Source organism: Streptomyces sp. 147326, from assembly GCF_045000215.1.
GTDB lineage: Bacteria > Actinomycetota > Actinomycetes > Streptomycetales > Streptomycetaceae > Streptomyces.
In genome coordinates this window covers 8,822,369-8,838,000 of sequence record NZ_CP134201.1, presented here as the reverse complement: position 1 = coordinate 8,838,000, position 15,632 = coordinate 8,822,369, and the positions used below count along the sequence as shown (strand labels likewise).

13 protein-coding genes and 2 pseudogenes are annotated in these 15,632 nt (G+C 70.8%); 3 read left to right on the top strand and 12 right to left on the bottom strand.

The annotated features are described in order from the left end of the window. Positions 1 to 40 precede the first annotated feature (40 nt). The 5 genes and pseudogenes from RIU97_RS41110 to RIU97_RS41090 form a co-directional block, all read right to left on the bottom strand. Positions 41 to 454 (bottom strand): hypothetical protein, encoded by a 414-nt coding sequence (locus tag RIU97_RS41110; protein ID WP_404962611.1) that lies wholly within the window; start codon positions 452 to 454, stop codon positions 41 to 43. A 34-nt stretch (positions 455 to 488) separates the two neighbouring features. Next, positions 489 to 1,054, bottom strand: a pseudogene (locus tag RIU97_RS41105) (hypothetical protein). Between the two features lie 482 nt (positions 1,055 to 1,536). Continuing rightward, complete coding sequence (locus RIU97_RS41100; protein WP_404962610.1) at positions 1,537 to 2,418, bottom strand: hypothetical protein; 882 nt, start codon at positions 2,416 to 2,418, stop codon at positions 1,537 to 1,539. Between the two features lie 10 nt (positions 2,419 to 2,428). Next, on the bottom strand, positions 2,429 to 2,992 hold the full coding sequence (locus RIU97_RS41095; protein ID WP_404962609.1) for a papain-like cysteine protease family protein: 564 nt from the start codon (positions 2,990 to 2,992) through the stop codon (positions 2,429 to 2,431). Between the two features lie 635 nt (positions 2,993 to 3,627). Beyond that, a complete protein-coding gene (locus RIU97_RS41090; protein WP_404962608.1) occupies positions 3,628 to 3,966 on the bottom strand; it encodes a MerR family transcriptional regulator in 339 nt (112 codons plus the stop codon). A gap of 913 nt (positions 3,967 to 4,879) precedes the next feature. Here RIU97_RS41090 and RIU97_RS41085 point away from each other — a divergent pair. After that, a complete protein-coding gene (locus RIU97_RS41085; protein ID WP_404962607.1) occupies positions 4,880 to 5,284 on the top strand; it encodes an ATP-binding protein in 405 nt (134 codons plus the stop codon). Positions 5,285 to 5,804: 520 nt separating this feature from the next. Beyond that, positions 5,805 to 6,038, top strand: coding sequence for a hypothetical protein (locus tag RIU97_RS41080; protein WP_404962606.1), 234 nt, complete (start codon positions 5,805 to 5,807; stop codon positions 6,036 to 6,038). 929 nt (positions 6,039 to 6,967) lie between these two features. Here RIU97_RS41080 and RIU97_RS41075 read toward each other — a convergent pair. Next, entirely contained in the window at positions 6,968 to 8,332 is a 1,365-nt protein-coding gene (locus RIU97_RS41075; RefSeq protein WP_404962605.1) for an NAD(P)/FAD-dependent oxidoreductase, read from the bottom strand. Positions 8,333 to 9,435: 1,103 nt separating this feature from the next. Further along, positions 9,436 to 9,648 (bottom strand): hypothetical protein, encoded by a 213-nt coding sequence (locus RIU97_RS41070; RefSeq protein ID WP_404962604.1) that lies wholly within the window; start codon positions 9,646 to 9,648, stop codon positions 9,436 to 9,438. A 267-nt stretch (positions 9,649 to 9,915) separates the two neighbouring features. On the opposite strand from RIU97_RS41070, the gene RIU97_RS41065 reads away from it, so the two are divergent. After that, positions 9,916 to 10,674 (top strand): alpha/beta fold hydrolase, encoded by a 759-nt coding sequence (locus RIU97_RS41065; RefSeq protein ID WP_404962603.1) that lies wholly within the window; start codon positions 9,916 to 9,918, stop codon positions 10,672 to 10,674. 353 nt (positions 10,675 to 11,027) lie between these two features. Here the strand turns inward: RIU97_RS41065 and RIU97_RS41060 are convergent, their stop codons facing one another. The 5 genes and pseudogenes from RIU97_RS41060 to RIU97_RS41040 all read right to left on the bottom strand — a co-directional run bounded on the left by RIU97_RS41060 (position 11,028) and on the right by RIU97_RS41040 (position 15,528). Further along, a complete protein-coding gene (locus RIU97_RS41060; protein WP_404962602.1) occupies positions 11,028 to 11,897 on the bottom strand; it encodes an alpha/beta fold hydrolase in 870 nt (289 codons plus the stop codon). 277 nt (positions 11,898 to 12,174) lie between these two features. Beyond that, positions 12,175 to 12,912 (bottom strand): SAM-dependent methyltransferase, encoded by a 738-nt coding sequence (locus RIU97_RS41055; RefSeq protein WP_404963111.1) that lies wholly within the window; start codon positions 12,910 to 12,912, stop codon positions 12,175 to 12,177. Positions 12,913 to 12,930: 18 nt separating this feature from the next. Next, positions 12,931 to 14,121 (bottom strand): annotated as a pseudogene (locus RIU97_RS41050) (glycosyltransferase); the annotation flags it as partial. 127 nt (positions 14,122 to 14,248) lie between these two features. Further along, a complete protein-coding gene (locus RIU97_RS41045; protein WP_404962601.1) occupies positions 14,249 to 14,464 on the bottom strand; it encodes a hypothetical protein in 216 nt (71 codons plus the stop codon). Positions 14,465 to 14,538: 74 nt separating this feature from the next. Further along, on the bottom strand, positions 14,539 to 15,528 hold the full coding sequence (locus RIU97_RS41040) for a GNAT family N-acetyltransferase (RefSeq protein WP_404962600.1): 990 nt from the start codon (positions 15,526 to 15,528) through the stop codon (positions 14,539 to 14,541). Between the last annotated feature and the right edge of the window lie 104 nt (positions 15,529 to 15,632).

Here is a 15,632-nt window from a genome sequence, read left to right as displayed (position 1 = left end):
TTACCTTCTTGGAGGCCCCGCAATGGGGTCACCCGGCCTCTCACAGCAAGCCCAAGCTTCGCTGGATGTTCGGGAGGCTGCAGGCCAAGCACGGGACCGTCTTGGTCCCGGCCACCGCCAGCCGGCCTCCATCGGTGCCCCTGCCGCTGGCGGTGGCCCGGCGTTGGAGGGCTTCGAAGGGCTGCCGGCCGGCGGCGGTGTCCCAGACGAGGAGCTCGCCGTCGAGGAGCAGGTACTCGGGCGGTTGCTCGGCAACGGCGACCAGGACGGGGAACCTGTCCCGGACGCGGGAGCCGCGCCGGGTTTGCGGAAGCAGTCGGCCGCCGTGGCCTGCGGAGGTGAAGAGGATCGCGCGGTGGCCGTGCAGCGCGGCTGTCCTGGAAGCCGCGGCCGCCGCCATGGCGTAGAGCGCCCCTTTGCACCGCGCACCCAGCCCACCTACCTGGGCGGACACGGCTGCGCTCGCTCATAGCGTCGGAGGGTCTGGCTCAGTCCCGCAGGTGGTGCCAGTAGTCGCCGGAGGGCATGTGCGGGGACAGGCAGTGGGCGCGCTGCCACATGCCTTGCGCCTGCTGGTCGGGACGCTGCTGCTCCCCGTGCAGGGCGTTGAGAATGAGCAGACCGCCGGTGAGCGCCGGTACCACCCACTCGCGTAGGACAGGTGGCGTTCCGCCTTGCCGGTGTCGTAGGAAGCGGCTGCTTCCTCGGCGTCCTGGGGGTCTTGTGAGGAGGCGAGTTCGGTCTTCTTGCCCAGCATGCGGGCGTAGGCCGTGGCGGCCAGGGCGACGCCGGTCAGCACCGTTTTGGCCACAGTGGACGCGGCCACGCCCTGCTGGGTGGCGACCCGGGACGCGTTCGCCGCGAGCAGCCCGCTGCCGTCGACCAGGTGCGCGCCGATCGAGACCGCGCTGACCGGGGTCCACTTCGCCCAGCCGGTGCTGGCGGTCCGGGCGTTGTCGCGCCAGCTGTCGCTGTGGCCCTTGGCCGCTCCGTTGAGGCCGACCGCGCCCATCAAAGATCCGCCGAACCATGCGGCCAGGCCCACATCGTGCATGCTGCGCCAGACGGTGTTGCGTTCGGGCGTGACACTCCTCGGCAGGACGCTGCGCGTGCCGACATCGTGCCGGTGCTGCAGCCACCGTCGCCCGCCCCCGCGGGCGCCGCCATACCGGCTGCTCCGAACGGCCGTGAAAGCGGTGAGGTCAGGCTTCGGCTAGGTCGTCTCTTTTGGATCTTGTCGGTTAAGCCCGCGTCGTCTGGTGCCGTGCATCGCAAGGCGGAGGGGCGCCCGAGTACTGGACGTACTTGGGTGCCCCGACAACGCGGCGAGGTGCGGTGCCAGGCGGCGCGGGTCAGGCAAGATCCGAAAGAGACGGCCTAGGGGTGTGTGCGTGCGGGCCGGCGGATTGCAGGCCGCGCCAGTCCAGGCACAGGACGGTGGCGTCCTCTCGTGAGGGCCCTCTGCGATGGCCGGACCGGGATTCGCTCCGTCCCGGCTGGCTGCCGGGACGGAGCTAGGGGCGGAGGGGGCCGGGCTCAGCGGGTGCTTGCACGCCCTCGCCGGCGGAGCACGACGGCTCCGCCCGCGAGAGCGAGTGCCATGCCGGAACCGCCGGCAAGCAGCAGGGTGGAGGACGGGGCGTCGTCCGCCGTGCGCTGGAGGCTGTAGCCGCTGGAGTAGCCCTTGGTGTCGTACTCCGAGCCGGGCAGCTTGTCTGCGTAGCGGGCCTTGACCAGTTTCTGGTAGTCGCCGAGTGACACCGACGCCTGGCCGCCGAGTCCTTGCCGGGCCTGGTCGTTGAGTGGCTCGACGGTGGTGAGCTTGAGCTGGTACCAGCCGCGGAGCTGCGGCTCGGTGAAGACCAGTGTGCCCAGGGTGGCTTTGCCGGCGTATGTGGCGTCGCTGTCGCCGTCGCGCACGCCTGCCAGGTGCCAGCCGCCGCCCTGGGTGGGGGCGAGCATGACGGTGGCGTTGCGGCCGTTGACGGTGGTGCTCAGCGAGGAGACCAGCTGTGTCAGCTTGATCGCCTCGGTGGGCAGTGGCTTTGCGGTGCCCGCGACGAACCCGGGGGTGATCTCGTTCATCGCCACCGGGTCTTTGATCGTGAAGACCGGGAGGCCCTGGCAGGGCTCGGCCGTTTCGGGGATCGTCTGCACCGGCCCGCCGGCGCCGTCGGTGGGCACCGCGGTGCGCAGGAAGCGGCAGACGGCGTTGCGGACGTCGGTTGACTTCACCGCGTTGAGGGCGGCCTGGTAGTCGGGGATGTCGGCCGGGAGAGGGTCCTTGGCGGGGGCCGCGTGCGTCGGACCGACGACGGACAGCAGCGCGGATGCACTCACTGCGATGACGAGGGACAGACGGGAGGAGCGGGAGGCCGCCCGCTTGCTGGACATTTCGGTGCCGCTGGTGTCGCGCATGTCGCCTGCCTTAGCGGGAGATACCGATGCGGGAGTGGGTCCACTTGGACGAGCTGTTGCTCACGTAGTCGTTGTAGTTCCACCACGTGTACGTGGTGGTGTCCGGCCACGGGTCGGCCACGGCGATCGTGTTGTTCGACGTGTCGAAGCCGTAGACCACGTTCATGTGGCCGCCCCCGGACGTCCACCCGATGCGGGCACCGATCGGCCGGGCCGCCTTGACGTCGGTGTACACCTGGTTGAACGTGGCTGCGCTGCTCAGGCCGGAGCCGGTGTGGGTCATGCCGAGGCTGCTCCAGCCCCTGGCCATGTCGTCGAGTGTGGCGGGCTGGTTGTTGCAACCGTAGTAGGGCTGGGCCCGGTTGCAGAAGTCCGTCTGTGTGGAGCCGAAGCCCTGGAACTTGGCGATGGTCAGCCCGGAGGCGACCCAGCACCACTGGTTCTTCTCCTGCTTCAGCATGCTGATGGTGTCCTGGCCGGCTTCCGCGTGGGCTGTGCCTCCTGCGGCCGCGAGCGATCCCAAGGCGGCCAGCGCGATGGCCAACGTCGTGGTCCCGTTCCTGAACCTGCCCATTTTCCTGCCTTCCCCTGATGGGTACAACGAGATGAGCGGGGCAATCTGGCACGAATATGACAGCGCATCATGTCCGGGTCACATAGGGAGCTTGCAGGAAATCACCCCCTACTGATTATTTGTCGGGTAATCATGCGACTCGGGTGCTTGCAGCTCACGTCTGCCTGCCGAGGCGGGGTGTGATGCTTACAACCTGCCCGCGTTTAGAGGAACTCCCAGGTGTCGCGGGGCAGGACGAGTTCGGCAGAGGCGACGCCGGCGGCCTTCAGCAGCGGGACGCCGTGCGCGACCTTCGGGCCCCGGGCTGCGATCCGGGCGTCTGCCCGGACGTGGTGGGCGCAGCGGCGGCCCCGGCTGCCGCGCCGCGGTAGGCGGCCCCGACTGCGCCGGTCTGCGGTGGTTCTGGCTGCCGCGGGGCGGCAGCCAGGGCCCTCGCGAAGCCGCGAAGGAGTTCGGCGAGCCCGCGCGGCTGCTGCATCGCCTCCCGTGTCGCCTTCCGGCTTCCTGCACATCAGAGATCATCTTGTCCTGGCGGCAGCGCAGCTCCCGGTGCTCTTCGCCATTCCGACGAAGGCATGGTTCACGGGGACGGCCACAGTCCAGACTGCGCGCCCGACCCGCGGGCGCGCACTTCCTCAGGCGGCGGCCGTCGGGTTCGCCGGTTCGGCGGCGCGGCGGTATTCGGCGTTGATGCGCTGGGCTTCTTCGAGCTGGTCTTCGAGGATGATGATGCGGCAGGCGGCCTCGACGGGTGTGCCCTGGTCGACGAGTTCCCGGGCGCGGGCGGCGATGCGCAGCTGGTAGCGGGAGTAGCGCCGGTGACCGCCCGCGGAGCGCAGCGGGGTGATGAGACGGGCTTCGCCGATGGCGCGGAGGAAGCCCTGGGTGGTGCCGAGCATCTCGGCGGCCCGGCCCATCGTGTAGGCGGGGTAATCGTCGTCGTCGAGACGGCCGAACGAGTCGTCTGCTGTCATCGCACCTCTCTGTGGAACGCGTGGAGGGGCCCTGGTGCCATTGGCACCAGGGCCCCGAAGGAACTGCTACACCATCTGCCGGCCCTGATACTGCGCCGGCCTTCTGTTTCCACAGACCCGACCGATACGCCGTCGGGGGTGCGGGGATCGCGGATGCGTGACCGGAGACCACCTCACTATCGATGTCCTGCGGTACCCGGACTCGCGTGGCGTCCGGGCGATCCTGATGGCGCCCAATCCCTCCGTTCTTCCCTCGGTGATCAACTGCTTACCTGCGGGAACTGCTGTACTGCTGATACTGCGAACTGCGGATACTGCGGGTACTGCTCCACTCGTACTGCTGATGATGCGAACTGCTTGTACTGCTCGTGACCTGGCCAAGCGCCACGCTTTCGGCAGCCAGCCCCGTTGCCCATCGTGCATCTGCCCTGGCTTAGAACCCCACTGCCGAACCTCCCGGTGCGCGCGCCCGCAGCCGACGCCTTCACCGAGGTACCGCTCCACTTACTTCACTGCTGGGTACTGCCAACTTCACCACTGCGTTAACTGCGGTACTGCTTGCGGCGGCCCCTGATCACTGCGGGCCACCCGGTCCGGTCGTCAGCCCCGTCGCCATCCTGCACCTGCTCTGGCTTCGAAACTCCACCACCGCACCGTCCTGCGCACTGCAACTTCGGGTACTGCGGTACTACTGCCCGGCAGTTCGTCTCTGCCAGGCCCTGCGGTCTCTCTGGGCTACGAGAGAAACCATAACCACGTCACCACGCAATGTCTAGTCCGGCCGACACAGATTTTCAGATGCCCTCCCTTGAGGTAATCGGGTGCTGCCGGGTTGAACGGCTGTCGGCGGGGGCACCACGACCGGGCAGGCAGAGCCGGACTTCACCACACGGGACCCGACCCGGAGGGCCAGATGACCACGATGAGCGCCGAGCGCACAGCCCCTCGTTCTTCGTCTGCCGTCGCCGAGGCACGCCAGGCCGCCCGGGCCTTCATCGAAACCCTGGGGCAGCCGGCCATCGAACCGGAGCACGTCGACACCGTCGTCCTGGTCGTCTCCGAACTCGTGACCAACGCCCTGCGCCACGGCGGCGGCACCTACACGCTCTGCCTGGCCGCCCACCCCCACACCATCGAGGTCGCCGTCGACGATCTCAGCCCCCACCCGCCGCGCATGCGCACCCCCGACCTCGACGGCGGCACCGGCGGATTCGGCTGGCACATGGTCAACGACCTCTCCCTCGCCACCGTCGTCACCCCCAGGCCCGGAGGCGGAAAAACCGTACGCGCGCTCCTCCCCCGCTGGACCCGCGGGTAGTCGCGGCCTGCGGGCGGGTAGTCGCCGGTCGGGAAGTTCGGCCGACCCGTAGAAGGCGATCTCCTCGAAGCTCCGGTCGTCTTTGAGCGCGGCCGCACCGGCTTCCGCGCCGAACGTGGCGTCGGCGGCGGCCCACAGCCGCATCGACCGACCTGGATCGATTGGGCGATCAGCAGGTGCAGGACCTCGTGCGCGCCGCCGCCGACCGGTTCGGCGCCGCTTGGGGCCCAATCTCCTCCCGGCAGCCGCCCGCAGCTCCGCCCCCGGCGCTGTCACCCACCCGTTCGAACATCACCAGGCGCCTTTCCTGCGGGCAGACCTCGGCCAGGAGCTCCAGCAGATGGGCGGCGACCGGTTCGGGCTCACCGCGCCGCACCCGGGGGTGCAGACGGCAGCCCGGGCCGTCACATCGGCGTGCTGCGGAGCTGCCGGGGCCCCGAGCTGAGACTCCCGCGCCAGCCCACCTGCCTTTCGGAAGGCTCCCTACTGCCCTGCTCCATAACCCGCTTAAGATATAGACGTGAGGGGTGCGCCGACCGGCGCACCCCTCACAACGCTCTCGGAGATAAAAATGGCACTCGGTATCGTTGTACTCTTTGTGATTCCCGTCCTCATCGTCCTCGCAGCGTGCATCGCCATCGCATTCTTCAAGCCGAAGGAATCCCGCACCGGCTGTCTCCTCGTGTCAGGCGGTCTCTTTCTGGTGTGCGCACTTACCGTGGCGATGTTCCTCGTCGAGTGGAACACGACGTGAAGTTCCGCCACCCCGCAGCGTGGAGTCCGTGAGCCTGGTCGTCCGTTCGTGAGTGTGGTGCTGATCGCGGCGTCCGCGGTAGTGGCCAGCGCCCGCTCGTACACGGCGATCGGGCAATGGGCCGCTGCGGCCCCCGACCACCCTGGCCCGGCTGGGTACCCGGGTCGTCGGCGCCTTCGCGGTGCGTGACGTTCTGGCGCGGTCCAGGCCGCCCGGATCATGCGCTTTCGCACGAACGCCAGAACCTTCCGGGCGTGGCCCCCAGTTGACGCGCTGAGTCAGGGAGTGAGCCCCACCCGGACAGAGGCTCGGGCCGCTCTCCGCTGCGAGGTGCCCGCCCCGGGCCATCTCCGCTCCCCGGCCTGGTCGGCGGGGCCGTCGTCTTCGACGCCGAAGAGCAGGCGCGGGCCGGCGACTACTGCCTGGCTGCCCGAGGCGTTGCGGCGATCTATCAGCGCTGCGGCGGCACTGGGCAGGTGGGAGCGGAAATACGGCTGGGCGAGGAGCGTGTCCCTGCCCAGCCGCTCCGCCCACGAGGGCGTCGAACATCAATGGTCCGGCTCCTGTCAGTTCTCCAACTGCCGTGAGGCCGACCGGATGCCTGCTCTCTGCCGTGCGCGAGGACCTGGAGGGCCCTGCTCGGTTCTCCGCGGAAGGGGCGGACGTCTTCACTGCCACCTGCGAAGCGGAAAGGCGGCAGCCAGGCCGGCGAACCAGGGGGCGGCGTCGATGACGACCTGGTGGCTGGTGACTGGTGGGGTACCGGTAGTCCGGAACTCGAGACGGGGCCAGATCGTGACGATGGCGGCGCCCTTGCCCGTTGTGATGCCGGTGCAGTAGCCGGAGTTGTGGTTCTTGGGGCTGTCGGCGGGAGCCGCCGGTCTTGGTGGTCCGACTACTGCTGATGGCGATCTCGCTCGCCGGGACTGTCAGCCTCCGTCGGCCGCCGTGCGGGCCCGTACCTCCTCCGGGGTGAGGTAGTGGTCCGTGTACTCGAAGTCGCGCAGCGTCCCCGGCTTGTACGTTTGGAAGCCGGTCCGGACGAAGTCGTCGCCGGCCACGGCGTTCAGGAGCCAGTTCGTCATCACCCGGGTCTTCGCGGCCCCGGTGCGCAGCGCCGCCCAGTGGTAGCCGCGGGCCACGGCCTGGGCGGGCATTCCGCGCAGGTCGATGCCGAGCGGCCGGGAGACGCCGTCGCGGCCGCCGAGGTCCACGACCAGTCCGAGGTCCTTGTGGACGTAACGACGCAACGGCGTGCCCCGCAGCGTGGCGACGACGTTGTCGGCGGCGACCTTGCCCTGGCGCATGGCGTGCTGCGCGGTGGGCGGGCACACCGTACCGTCCCCGCCGCCGGCGAGGTCGGGTACGGCGGCCGCGTCACCGAGCGCGAACGCGCCGTCCGCCCCCGGCACCCGCAGGTCCGGAGCGACGACGAGCCGGCCGCTCTTCGCGGTCTCGGCGCCCAGGGTGGCGATGAGTGGGCTCGCGGCGACGCCGGCAGTCCAGATGAGGGTGCGGCAGGGCAGTACGCGCCCGTCGGTGAGGGTGACGTCTTCGGGGCCCGCCTTGGCGACGGAGGTGCCGAGCGAGACCTCGATGCCGCGGCGGCGCAGCACGTCGAGGGCTGCCCGGCCCAGCCGGTCGCCGAGCTCGGGCATCAGCTTCGGGGCCACGTCCACGAGGTGCCAGCTGATCTCGCGCCGGTCCAGCCGGGGGTAGCGGCTGACGGCGTTCTTGGTGAGCCGCTCCAGGGAGGCGGCCGTCTCGGTGCCCGCGTAGCCGCCGCCCACCACGACGAAGCCGAGCCGTGTGGCCCGTTCCGCCGAGCCCGGTGCGGCGGCGTCGGCCAGGTCGAGCTGGGCGATCACGTGGTCGCGCAGGTGGGCCGCCTCAGCCAGCGTCTTCATGCCGCGGCCGTGCTCCGCCAGGCCTGGGATGTCGAAGGTGCGGGTCACGCTCCCCGGCGCGAGCACCAGGTGGTCGTACGGCTGGTCCACCAGCTCCCCGGTGATCTTCCGGATGACGCAGACCTTGGCCCGGGTGTCGACGCCCACGGCCCCGCCGGGCACGATCCGGGTCCGGTGGCGGCGGCTGCGGCGCAGCGACACCGCCACGGACTGGGGGGTGAGCACCCCGGAGGCCACCTGCGGCAGCAGGGGCAGGTAGAGCTGGTAGGAGAACGGAGTGACCAGCAGGATCTCCGCCTCCCCGGGTGACAGCGTCCGCTCCAGGCGGCGTACGCAGGAGACGCCGGCGAAGCCCGCGCCGACGACCACGATCCTCGGTCGTGCCATGGTGTCCGTCCCTTCTCGGGTGTACGGGTCCCCGGCACGCCTTCCCCGGCAGGCCGTTCCATGCACGCGGAAGCGGGGCGGACGGCTCCAAAGGGCGTGGACGGGCCACCGAACGGCCCCGGACGCCCCGCCCCGAGGCGCGGGAGTGCGGTGCCCATCAGGGCCTCGCATTTCAGATGCTGGGGAATCCGCTTCCTTGGCGATGGTGAGCACGGGGCAGGGTCTGAACCGCAAGCATCCGGGCGTTCTCAGAAGCCGGCGGCACCGATTCCTGGCCCCATAGGGTGTCTTGGCGCTGAACAACACCCGTTCTCGGTGTTCACCGACGAAGCCAGCGGTCGATACCGGTACACGGTGGGTGCCAACCGGCGTGGCGTGGTGGGGTACGAAGCCGCAATCGCTCACCTGGGTGCCGCCGCGGCTGGTCGTCCATGGTCGGCGGGCGAGGGTGCAGGGTGCTGGCCTTCCGCGCGGACCGGTGGGCGGCCAAGATGGCCGCCGGGCAAGCTGCCTTGGGGCAGTCGCTCCCGGCGCACCAGGCCCGCCCAGCGATTGATGCCTTCAGCCTTCGTGAGGGCGATGTTGCCAGCGCCAGCCTGATGGACGGCCGTCATCCGGCCCATCTGCGGCAGGCACGCGCTCAGGTCGACACCGACCTGCTGGAACCCGACGAGCCGGCGCCAGCTGCGGCCAGTCCGCCCGCGCCATCAACTCTGCGAGGACGTCCTCCCCGAGCACGCCGCGCAGCTGGACCGCAGACCGGCCCAGAGTCATCTCCCCGGCGGGCGCAGTCGGAACCGCTCCGAGCCGTCGGCCCGGTAGACCAGCGCGTTGTCCGACGAGGTGAAGGGTGTGAAGTCCAGGGCTTCCACCACCAGCCCGCTCCACCGGACCGTGGTGGTCGCCCCGGGTCCAGTCGGTCACCGCGTTCTCCTTCCGCTCATGGTCAGGTGTCGGTGTACGCGTTCTGCCCGGACTCCGGGTCGATGCAGACGACGTCGGCGGGCCGAGGCCGGCGGCCTCGAGGGCGGTACGGAGGTTGGAGAAGGCCCGGCCGCGTTGATGCCGAGGCCGGGCTCCGGTTGCCTCTTATTCCAACAGATTCAGGTCGCAAGCTTTTCAGTGTCACCCCAAGTGATTCCCGTGGATTCGAGAAATTCGCTGAGGTAGTTCTCTGTTTCTTGTCGCAGGTCTTGCTGCGCCAGCCACAGGGATTCGCATTCCGGGCAGGTGTGGAACATTTCGCCGGTTGACTTGATTCGATGGGCGGCAAGCCAGTCCTGCCCGCAATGCGGGCAGGCGATTTTGCTGCTCAATGGAAACTCCTGGAATGCCGTAATGACTTCGTTCCGTGTTCGACGGTATGGATATTAGTCCTCGCCGTAGTCCAGACCTTCGGGGCTGCGGTACCAGCCATCCCCAAGGTCCAACAAACCAGGCACGATCTGCCCACCCCGGCTGGCACCCTGCCAGTGCCGAGGGGCCGGCACACCACTGGTCCTCGGGCGGCCGGCGCATGCGCCGTGGGCCTGGGGCTCGGGGTGGTGCTTGTCGGCCAGGGGTGGGTTTCTACGATCACGGGTGTGCGTCATTCCTTCCTTCACCGCGGCCGTCGTTTGTCCTACCTCGATTTCGGCGGGCCCGGCCGGCCCGTGTTGGCCCTGCACGGGCACTACAACGAGGCCGCCGCGTTCGCTCCCCTGGCTGGCGCGCTCTCCCCGGAGTGGCGGGTGTTGGCGCTGGACCAGCGCGGGCACGGGGAATCCGATCGCGCCGGCTCCTACGGCCGGGAGGACTACGTCGGAGACGTGGCTGCCTTCCACGACCACCTCGGGCTCGGCCCGCTGACGGTGGTGGGGCATTCCCTCGGCGGGGTCAACGCCTACCAGTACGCCGCCCGCCACCCCCGGCACGTCGCCGCCCTGGTCGTCGAGGACATCGGCGCCGTCGTCGACATCGACACCGCCTTCACCCGCCGCCTGCCCGGGCCACAACCCACCCGTGAAGCCCTGGCCCAAGCGCTCGGAGCCGCCGCACCCTACCTGGAGTGTTCCTTCCGCAGGAGGGACGACGGGTGGGGATTCTCCTTCGACATCGACGACACCATCGCCTCCCAAGAAGCCCTCACCGGCGACCACTGGGGCGACTGGACGGCCCTGACCTGTCCGACCCTCCTCGTCCACGGAACCCGCAGCGACGAGATCACCCCCGATCACGCCCGCGAGATGCACGCCCGCCATCCGGGCCTCGTCCGCCGCGTCGAACTCGCTGCCGGGCACGTCGTCCACCACGACGCCCCGGACGACTTCGCACACGCCCTCCGCGCCTTCCTCACCACCTGACGGTGCACGACATCCGTGTGTTCGGCCGGCCGGCCCGCCTCCGTCCCTGAGGCTCAGGTCTGCCCCTCCCCCAGCTCGCCCGGCTCCTCGGCCTCACCGGCGCAGTTGGGCGGTGCACCGGTCGCTTCAAGCAGGGGTGCGGGCTGGCCGCATGAGCGGCGTACTCGCGATCGCCTGCCAGGCCGGGCTCCGTCTCGTCGGCATCCTCGTCTGGATCCGGCGCCGGCGCCAAGAGACGGAAGCCGGGGGCGGCGGGCCGGGCCGCGCCGGTCCTGCTCCCGGTGTACGGCGCCTGTGGGCGGTGGCAGCCCGGGGCGCTGCCACCGCCGCCGTCCCCCCTCAGCCGGTTGCGGTCACGTCTGAGCGGACGGGGCCGGGAGCGTGGCGAGTTCGGCCAGGGTGCGGGCCGCCGGGGCCGGGTCGGCCAGCCACTTCAGGTGGCTGCCCTCCAGCGTGCGGACGTCGTACGGGTTGTCCGGCGTCAGCTCGTCGCCCTCGCGGATCAGCCGGTCCTGCAGGGCGAGGGGCAGGCTCGCGTCGTCGGCCAGGCGGATGTAGGTCTTCGGGATGCGGCCCCAGGTGGCGGCCTGTGCCCGGTCGGCGGAGTGGCCGGCGTCCAGGTTCTCGTCGGGCTGGAAGGTGTTCAGGAAGGTGAGGAACTGCTCGTCGGTGCCGTCGGCGAAGAAGGCCGCCTTGAACGCCGCGAGCGAGTCCGGGTTCGCGGTGCGGAAGTTGACGCGGAGCAGGCCGAGGTCGGCAGGGTTTCCGGCGAGCGCCGAAGCGAAGGCGGCGGGGTCGACCCCGGCCATCTCCGGCTCGGCGTAGTAGGCGCCGATGTCGAGACGGACCGGGCACCAGGCCGAGACGTAGACGATGCGGTCGATCAGGTCCGGGCGCGCGTTGGCCGCGGCCGTGGCCGTGATGCCGCCGCGGCTGTGGGAGACGAGGATCACGGGGCCGTTGCGCTTGGCCCGTTCCAGGATCCCGATCAGGTGTGCGGCGTTGTCGGCGAGCGTGACGCCCTTGATCGAGCCGGGTGCGGTGGCGAGGCCTTCGGCGTCCTGCGGCGTCTGATAGGCGCGGGTGAAGGTCGCCCGGAAGCCGTGGCCGGGCAGGTCGACGGCGACCGACCGGTGCCCGAGGAGGCCGAGTTCTGCTTGGAGGGGCGCGAAGGAGAAGGAGTTCGCGAAGGCTCCGTGAACCAGGACGAACGTCGGTTGCATCTGTGTGCTCACTTTCCGGCCGACGCGGTTCGGCGTCGGCCATGGCGGGGCCCCGGCGCGGCATGCCGGTTCGGGGCCGAGGAACGGGCCCGCGTCCGCGGCACGCCGTCCCCCGCTGCGGGGGACGGCGTGCCGTGCGTGGGAGGCGTCAGGGCGCGCGTCAGTCGGCGAAGTGCGGTCGATCGCTGCACCTGGCGGGCAGGGGGTGGACATTGGTTTGGTGATCGAACAGGTCGGTCCTGACCGGCAGCGGTCTCTTGCCGGCGGCCCTGCGCGGTCAGTGCGATGTTCGGCGCAGGACCAGGCAGAGGAAGCCGAAGCTGTCCCGGTACCCGTGCAGCCACTGCGAGCGCGCGGTGGTGGCCGTCTCCAGTACCTGTGCGGCGGCCGGGTCGTCAGGGTGGTCCAGGGCCCATGAGGCCAGTGAGCCCCAGCAGGCCCACTCGTAGGCGTCGAGCTCGCTGCGGGTGCTGACGTGGCCGTGGACAGGGGTCCATCCGTCGGCGACGACGCGGTCCACCGTGGTCGCCAGGTCGGCGAGGTCACCGAACATCTCGACGGCCTCCGGTGAAGGGGCGCGGTCCCAGAACGACTCGCCGATCAGGACGCGGCCGCCGGGAGCCAGGTGCGCGCGGGCCGCCGCGAGGGTGGGGAGGAGACCGCCGAAGGCATGGGTGGCGCCGATGCTGATCACCAGGTCGAACGGCTGGGCGGAGACGAAGTCCGCGGCCTCCTGCCGGTGGAGGACCAGGCGCTCGTCGATTCCGCGTTCGCTCGCTGCCCGGCGGGCCTGCGTCAGGGCGACTTCGGAGACGTCGACGCCCTCGGTGTGCAGGGGCGGGCGCGTCGCCAGGGCGCGCAGGAGCCATTCCGCTGTGCCGCATCCGAGGTCGAGCACGCGCTCGTCGCCCCGCGGGAGGCCGTGTTCGAGCAGCCGGCTGACCGCGTCGTCGTCGAGCGGAGATTTTATCGGGTGGCCGGCATGGGCGATCATGGAGATCTGTTCGCGGCTCACCGGCGCGGCGTGTCCGGTGTCGAGGAGCAGTTTCGCGGCCACCTCCGTCCCGTCGGTGCGGATCGTGTCGGCGACGGCCTTCGCGCGTGCTTGCGTCTGGGGGGTCAGGGCTGTCCTGAGTGCGGCTGACAGGGACTCGAGGGTCGGGGTCGGGCCGTCGTGTGCCGCGCCGATGCCCAGGTCGGCCACGCGGGCGGCCCAGTGCGGCTGGTCCACGAACTGGGGTACCACCACCTGGGGTGCGCCGGCCAGGGCGGCGGTGGTCGTGGTGCCTGCGCCGCCGTGGTGTACGACGGCGGCGACCCGGCGGAACAGGGACTGGTGGTTGACGTCGCCGACGGCGAAGCAGTCGTCCGAGTCGTCCGCCGGGCCCAGGTCTGCCCAGCCGCGGGAGACGAGCACGCGGCGGCCCTGCGCGCGGGCGGCCTCGACGGTGGTCCGGGCGATGTCGGTGGCTGTGCTCATGGGCATGCTGCCGAACCCGACGTACACCGGTGGGGTGCCGGCGTTCAGGAAGGCCTCCAGGTCGGCGGGCAGGGGGCGTTCGTCGGGCAGGATCCATGCGCCGGTCTGCACGGGCTCGAGGTCGGTCAGTTGCTGCCACGGGCCCAGGACCGGGTCGACGGCCAGCCAGGGCTGTTCGGTGAAGACGTGGTCGCGGACGTTGTCCACCGGTGCGAGGCCGATCGCCGCGCGGTGGGCGTTGAGGGGCTGGAGGTAGAGGGCGTTGACCTTCTGGGCGTCCAGGTCCCACAGGGCCTGGTGGTCGGTCATGTCGGGCGGGGCCGGCGGGCCGGGGCGCGGGGAGGGCCGGTAGTGCGCGGAGGGCATCTCGAACGGGTGGAAGGCCGCATACACGTAGCGGATGCCCAGCTTCTCGGCCACCGAGCGGGCGCCGGCCGGCATCAGACCGCTGGCCACCAGTACGTCGCAGTCCTCGGCGGCCTTGCCGACCGTGTCGAAGTGCGCGGCGACCAGCTCGGCGGCGAATGCGGCCGCGTCCGAGGGCGGTGCTCCCGTCCGCAGCGCGCGCACGTCGCGCCCGAAGGGCACCAGTTCCGCGCCGACTGCGGCCAGCAGTTCCGCGAACTCCTGGTCCGGCGGTGCGCATACGCGTACCTCCGCGCCGAGTTTGCGCAACTGCGCCGCCAGTCCCGCCAGCGGCGCGATGTCGCCGCGTGATCCGTACGCCATCAGCAGCACACGCATGTGGTGTTTCTCGTTTCTGTGGTTGCCGGCCTCGGCCGGTGGTGGTGCGGCAGGTTCCGGGGTTTTCCGGGTCTTGCCTCCCCCCTTTGGGGGGCGGGTTGGTGTGGGGTGGTGGTGGTCGGCGGGTTCAGCGGGCCCAGGGCAGTTCGCGGGTGCCTACGGTGCCGGGTACGGAGGCGAGGGCGTCGCTGTGCATGGCGACGTGGGCCTCGGCCCGCTCGGGGGCGTGGATCCGGCGCAGGAGTGTGGGGGGCAGGATGCCGCGGCTGGGTGGCGCCAGGCCGGTCATGGTGGCGTTCGGGGAGACGGTGAGGTTGTCGTTCGACGGAGTGATGACGCGCATACGGGGTGCTCCTCGGTGGCGTTCGGCAACGGGGCGGGACAGGAGGGACGGGAGGGGAGGGCCCGTGGGTGGGGTCAGGTGGCGGGGACGTCGAGCTGGAACTCGCGGGTGCGCCGGTAGGAGCGGAATCCCAGTCGGTGGTTGACGGCCAGCATGTGGACGTTGTCGTCGGCGTTGTCCGTCTCGATCTCGACGACGTCGGGGTGCTCGGCGCGCAGACGCCGCACCATGGCGGCCTTGACCCATAGCCCGAGGCCGTGGCCGCGGTGCGCGGGCACGACCGCCGTGTCGTACTGCTGGGCACGCGGTCCGGAGCCCTGGGGAAGGAGGATCTCGGTGTAGCCGGCCAGGGTGCCGTCGTCGTGGACCGCCGCGATGGTCAGCAGTGTGTCGCCGCGCTCCGCAATCACCTTGGCCATGGCGCGGACGCGGTCGGCGTCCCACGCGACGCTGCCGTAGTCGAGGCCGCCGACGGGCATGTCGTTCATCGCGTTCTTGGCCGAGGCGAAGGCGTCGGCGAGGTGGTCGGGAACCGTGCCGGTCCAGTGGGCCGGCCGGTAGCCGGGGGGTGCGGTTTCGGCGGTCTGCGGCAGGTCGGCCCCGGCCGGCTCGTCGAGGCGCAGTATGAGGTGATCGAGGGTGAGTGCCGGGCGGAAGCCCCGCCGTTCGCTGAAGGCTTCGCCCGGGCTGCCGGCCGCGGCTGCTGCGACGAGGCTGCGCCGGTTCTCGGTGCGGCAGGCCGCCACGGCTGCCGACAGCAGGAGGGAGCCGGTTCCCAGGCGCCGGTGTGCGGGGTCGACGTGCAGTTCCAGTTCGGACAGGTGTTCCTGGCCCGGGGAGGTGAACACCCGCAGGGCGGCGACTCCGACGGGGACGCCGTCCGCCCCGGTGGCCAGCCAGGTCAGGCGACGGCTGCCCAGAGGGGGCTGGGTGAGCTGGGCGTGGGTCCGGGCGGGGTCGGGGGCCGGTACTGCGGGCAGGTCGTGGGCCATCGAGGCCGCGACGATCTGATGCCATGCGGCGGCCTCGGCGGCCGAGACGCGCTGCAGCGCAGTGATGTTCACGGATGTGGGCAAGGTGATGGCTTTCGTGGTCGGGTCGGTCGTGCTTCGGGATGGAGCGAGGGCGTGTTCTCGGCCGACCGGCCCCGGGGCGGCGGCTGGTGAGG